Origin of the sequence: Pedococcus sp. (assembly GCF_036554925.1) — a bacterium.
Taxonomy (GTDB): Bacteria; Actinomycetota; Actinomycetes; order Actinomycetales; family Dermatophilaceae; genus Pedococcus_A.
Map to the genome: position 1 here is coordinate 1 of NZ_DATBMI010000133.1, position 4,622 is coordinate 4,622.

Sequence of the window (4,622 nt, forward strand, 5' to 3'; positions counted from 1 at the left end):
TCTGTGCAGCTGGGTCTCCGCAGCTCAGTCTCCGCAGCACACGAACCACCAGCCGTGCTCGCCGGGGACCTGGCTGAACGTGACCAGGTCGGTGGCAGTCTTCGGCTCCAGGTCATCGGGGTCGTAGAGCAGCTCCCACGACGTGGCGAACGGCGCGCCCTCCCGGGACATGAACAGGGCGGAGCTCAGGTGGTCACCGGTGAACGTCCCGCCCGCCCGCTCGATCGGGGTCCGCGACTCCTCCAGGGCAGCGGCCACCCGGACGTGGTCCGCCCGCACGGCGTCGTCGAACGGGTCGGGGTCGGGGGTGGAGCCGCCGCAGTGCTCCGGGTCGCCGTCGACGAAGTCGCCCCGGGGGTAGGTGAGGTTGGCGCAGTCGGGCTCGTCGATGAAGTACTCGACCCGCAGGCCCTCGACGACGGGCAGCACCGTCGTCTGGAGGCGCGCGATGTACTCGGCCTTCTCCGCGTCCGAGGGCAGGTCACCCCGGACCGCCCGGCCGGCGAGGGCCCCGAGAACGGCGACCGACACGACGGCCATCGTCACGACCACGACGACGGCGCGCAGCCGGCGCGTGGAGGTCGGACCTGACGCCTCGAGCATGAGACCCTCTCGTCCGGGCCCAGGGACTGCGAGAGGAGTCCGTCCCCGACCCGTCACCATGAAGCGTAGACCCGCCGGACGGTGCCCGGGTGTTGCCGTCGGACGCCGCCCGGGCTCAGCGCAGCAGCAGGTTCAGCAGCACCGTGAGCATGATCGAGAGGGCGATCGAGGCCAGGATCATCGCCAGGCAGCCCGGCCCGCCGCCCAGAGGCCGGACGTCGACGTTGCCGATGCGCATGTGCGTGACGGTACCCGCGACCGCAGGCCCTGCGCTGATGACCCGCCCCGGAGCGGCGCGAGCACATAGGCTGGCCTCGTGCTGCGCACGACGTCGCCCATCCGGGCGCTGACGACAGCCGACCGCGACGACGCGCTCGAGCTGTGCGCCCGCGACCTGCCCGCGAACGTGTTCGTCGCCGCGCGGATCCTCGAGGGAGTCCTCACGACCCAGCCGGGGACGCTGCTCGGCTACCGCGAGGGTGGTCGGCTCGAGGCGATGTGCTGGGCCAGCGCGAACCTCGTCCCCGTCGAGGCCGACGACGCGAGCATCCACGCCTTCGCCGACCGAGTGCGCCGCTGGCGCAGGCACTGCGCCTCCATCCTCGGGCCGACGCCACAGGTCACCGAGCTGTGGCGGCTGCTGGCCCCCTCGTGGGGCCCGGCCCGTGCGGTCCGGCCGCACCAGCCGCTCATGAGCACCCGACGCCGCCCCTCGCAGCTCGGCGTCCGCCTCGACGAGCGGGTCCGGCCGGCGACCGTCGACGAGGTCGACCTCGTGATGCCGGCCGCGGCCCACATGTTCACCGCCGAGATCGGCTACCCGCCCTACAGCGGCAGCGGGCACGCCTACCGCTCCTCCCTCCTGGCGCTGATCGACCGGGGCCACACCTACGTCGTGGTCGAGGACGACGAGGTCATCTTCAAGGCGGACGTCGGCTCGGTGGCGCTGGGGTGCGCGCAGATCCAGGGCGTCTGGCTGGCCCCGCGCCTGCGCGGCCGGGGCCTGGCCGTGCCCGCGATGGCCGCGGTGGTCGAGCAGGTCATGGCGACGCGGGCGCCATGGGTGACGCTCTACGTCAACGACTTCAACGCCAGCGCACGGGCGACCTACGCCAGTGTCGGTTTCGAGGACATCGGCTCGTTCACGACGGTCCTGCTCTGAGCCTGGGCCGTTGGCCGCGCTGGCCGTGTCGTGCTGAGCCCGTTGGGGTGGGCTCGGCCTGACAGGATGGCCCGATGACGACGCCAGCCCCCACCCTCTCCAAGGACATCGCCGGCCTGGCCGCGCTGTTCCTCACCTCCGGCGTCACGCACCTGGTCAGGCCCGGGGTCTTCGAGCCGCTCGTGCCCCGTGCCCTGCCGACCCCCCGGGGCCTGGTCTACGCCTCCGGTGTCGCCGAGATCCTCTGCGCAGCCGGGCTGCTCCACCCGCGCACCCGGCGGTGGGCCGGCTGGGGGAGCGCCGTCCTCCTGGTCGCGGTCTACCCCGGCAACGTCCAGATGAGCCTGAACCACGCCCGCCGTGCCGCCCGGCGCCAGGACACCCCGTCCCGGGCAGCGTTCGCCGGCACGCTGGCGCGGCTGCCCCTGCAGCTCCCGCTGATCCGCACCGCGCTGCGCGCCGCCGGCAGGGCCTGAGACCCATGGGCGCCCTCGCGTGGGGGCCGCTCGGCGAAGGCGACCTCCACGGCCTGCGCCGGCTCGCCCGTGCCTGCCTGAGGGCCGACGGCGGTCTGCCACTGCTGGAACGCGAGGACCTGCTGCGTGCCCGCTTCCTCACGCCGCGCACCACCGGTGCCCGCGACGAGCTCGGCGAGCTGGTGGCGGCGGGTGCAGTGAGCGAGCCGGCCGAGGACGGCTCGGTCACGGCGATGGGTCTGGTGCACCCGTCCTTCCGCGGCGCCGGGATCGGCAGCGAGCTGATGGCGTGGGCCGCGGAGCAGGCGGGCGGCGCGGCGCTGCGGGTGGCCACGGAGACGCTGACGCCCGGGGCGGAGCGCCTGTACGCGGCTCACGGCCTGGTCCAGACCTTCGCCGAGACCGTGATGCGCCACGACCTGACGCACATCCCGCGCTGCCCGCCTCCGCGCGGCGTCCGCACCGTCGCGTTCGGTGAGGAGAGCGCGCCCGCCTTCCACGCGGCCTACTCCGCCTCCTTCGCCGACCGCCCCGGCTTCCCGGCCCCGAGCGCGCAGGAGTGGCTCGGCTTCCTGGCCGAGGACGACGACTTCCGGCCGGACCTCTCGCGGGTGGCCCTCGACGTCGAGGGGCGCCCGGTCGGCTTCGTGACCGTCTCCGGTGCGTGGATCGACCAGGTCGGCGTCGTGCCCGACTGGCGTGGCACCGGTCTCGGCGCCCACCTCACGGCCCGCAGCCTCACGGCGATCCACCGGACGGGGGCCGAGCAGGCCTGGCTGGCGGTCAACACCGACAACTCCCGCGCCCGCCGCCTCTACGAGCGTCTCGGCTTCGAGGTCCACGGCACGCGGGCGCGGTATGCCGCGCCCGCCACGCCGCGGTGAGCGCGCGGCATACCGGCGGATATCCTCTCCGGAGTTGACCACCACCGTGAGGAGAGCCGAAGTGGCGCTGCGCATGTCGACCCTGTTCCTGCGAACCCTTCGCGAGGACCCGGCCGACGCCGAGCTGCCCAGCCACCGGCTGCTCGTCCGGGCCGGCTACATCCGCCGCGTCAGCCCCGGCATCTACACCTGGCTGCCCCTCGGCCTGAAGGTCCTGCGCAACGTCGAGCAGATCGTCCGCGAGGAGATGGACGCCATCGGCGCCCAGGAGCTCCTCTTCCCCGCGCTGCTGCCGAAGGAGCCCTTCGAGGCCACCGGTCGGTGGGAGGAGTACGGCGACAACATCTTCCGCCTCCGGGACCGCAAGGACGCCGACTACCTCCTCGGGCCCACCCACGAGGAGATGTTCACCCTCACCGTCAAGGACCTGTTCTCCTCGTACAAGGACCTTCCGCTGTCGCTGTACCAGATCCAGACGAAGTACCGCGACGAGGCGCGTCCGCGGGCGGGCCTGCTGCGCGGCCGCGAGTTCGTCATGAAGGACTCCTACTCCTTCGACGTCGACGAGGCCGGCCTGGACAAGGCCTACCAGCTCCACCGCGAGGCCTACATCCGCATCTTCAACCGGCTCGGCTTCCACTACGTCATCGTCGAGGCGATGGCCGGCGCCATGGGCGGCAGCAAGTCCGAGGAGTTCCTCGCCACCGCGGAGCACGGCGAGGACACCTACGTGCGCTGCTCCAGCTGTGGGTATGCCGCGAACGTCGAGGCCGTGCGGGTGCCCGTGCCCGACGCGCTGCCGTACGACGACGCGCCCGCCGCACACGTCGAGGACACCCCGGACACCCCGACGATCGAGACGCTGGTCGCCCACCTCAACGAGCGGTTCCCCCGCGACGACCGTCCGTGGACGGCGGCCGACACGCTGAAGAACGTCCTCGTGACGCTCGTGTACCCCGACGGCCACCGCGAGCCGCTGGCCATCGGCGTGCCCGGCGACCGCGAGATCGACGAGAAGCGTCTCGAGGCGCAGGTGGCCCCCGCCGAGGTCGAGGCCTTCGACGAGAAGGGTTTTGCCGACAACCCCGCCCTGGTCAAGGGCTACATCGGGCCCGGCGCGCTCGGCGAGCAGGGCACCGCCAAGGTGCGCTACCTGCTCGACCCCCGCGTGGTGGAGGGCACGCGCTGGGTGACCGGCGCCAACGAGCCCGGCAGGCACGTCGTCGACCTCGTGGCCGGCCGCGACTTCACCGCCGACGGCACCATCGAGGCCGCCGAGGTCCGCGAGGGCGACGAGTGCCCCAGCTGCGGCCACGTGCTCGAGACGGCCCGCGGCATCGAGATGGGCCACATCTTCCAGCTGGGCAGGAAGTACGCCGAGGCGCTCGACCTCAAGGTGCTCGACCAGAACGGCAAGCTCGTCACCGTGACCATGGGCTCCTACGGTGTCGGGGTCTCCCGCGCGGTCGCGGCCGTCGCCGAGGGCAACCACGACGA

6 protein-coding genes are annotated in these 4,622 nt (G+C 72.9%); 4 read left to right on the top strand and 2 right to left on the bottom strand.

Annotated elements, in window-relative coordinates:
* Positions 1-24: 24 nt before the first annotated feature.
* Positions 25-603, bottom strand: a complete 579-nt coding sequence (locus tag VIB11_RS11065; RefSeq protein ID WP_332031209.1) for a hypothetical protein — start codon at positions 601-603, stop codon at positions 25-27.
* Positions 604-718: 115 nt separating this feature from the next.
* Positions 719-841 carry a hypothetical protein gene (locus VIB11_RS11070; protein WP_332031211.1) on the bottom strand — a complete coding sequence of 41 codons (123 nt, stop codon included), beginning with the start codon at positions 839-841 and terminating at the stop codon, positions 719-721.
* 78 nt (positions 842-919) lie between these two features.
* Between VIB11_RS11070 and VIB11_RS11075 the strand changes: the two genes are divergently transcribed.
* The 4 genes from VIB11_RS11075 to VIB11_RS11090 all read left to right on the top strand — a co-directional run.
* Complete coding sequence (locus VIB11_RS11075; RefSeq protein WP_332031213.1) at positions 920-1,765, top strand: GNAT family N-acetyltransferase; 846 nt, start codon at positions 920-922, stop codon at positions 1,763-1,765.
* A 74-nt stretch (positions 1,766-1,839) separates the two neighbouring features.
* A complete protein-coding gene (locus VIB11_RS11080; protein ID WP_332031215.1) occupies positions 1,840-2,241 on the top strand; it encodes a DoxX family protein in 402 nt (133 codons plus the stop codon).
* A 5-nt stretch (positions 2,242-2,246) separates the two neighbouring features.
* Positions 2,247-3,125, top strand: a complete 879-nt coding sequence (locus VIB11_RS11085; RefSeq protein WP_332031217.1) for a GNAT family N-acetyltransferase — start codon at positions 2,247-2,249, stop codon at positions 3,123-3,125.
* 61 nt (positions 3,126-3,186) lie between these two features.
* On the top strand, positions 3,187-4,622 hold a 1,436-nt coding region (locus VIB11_RS11090; protein WP_332031219.1), incomplete at its 3' end, for a proline--tRNA ligase.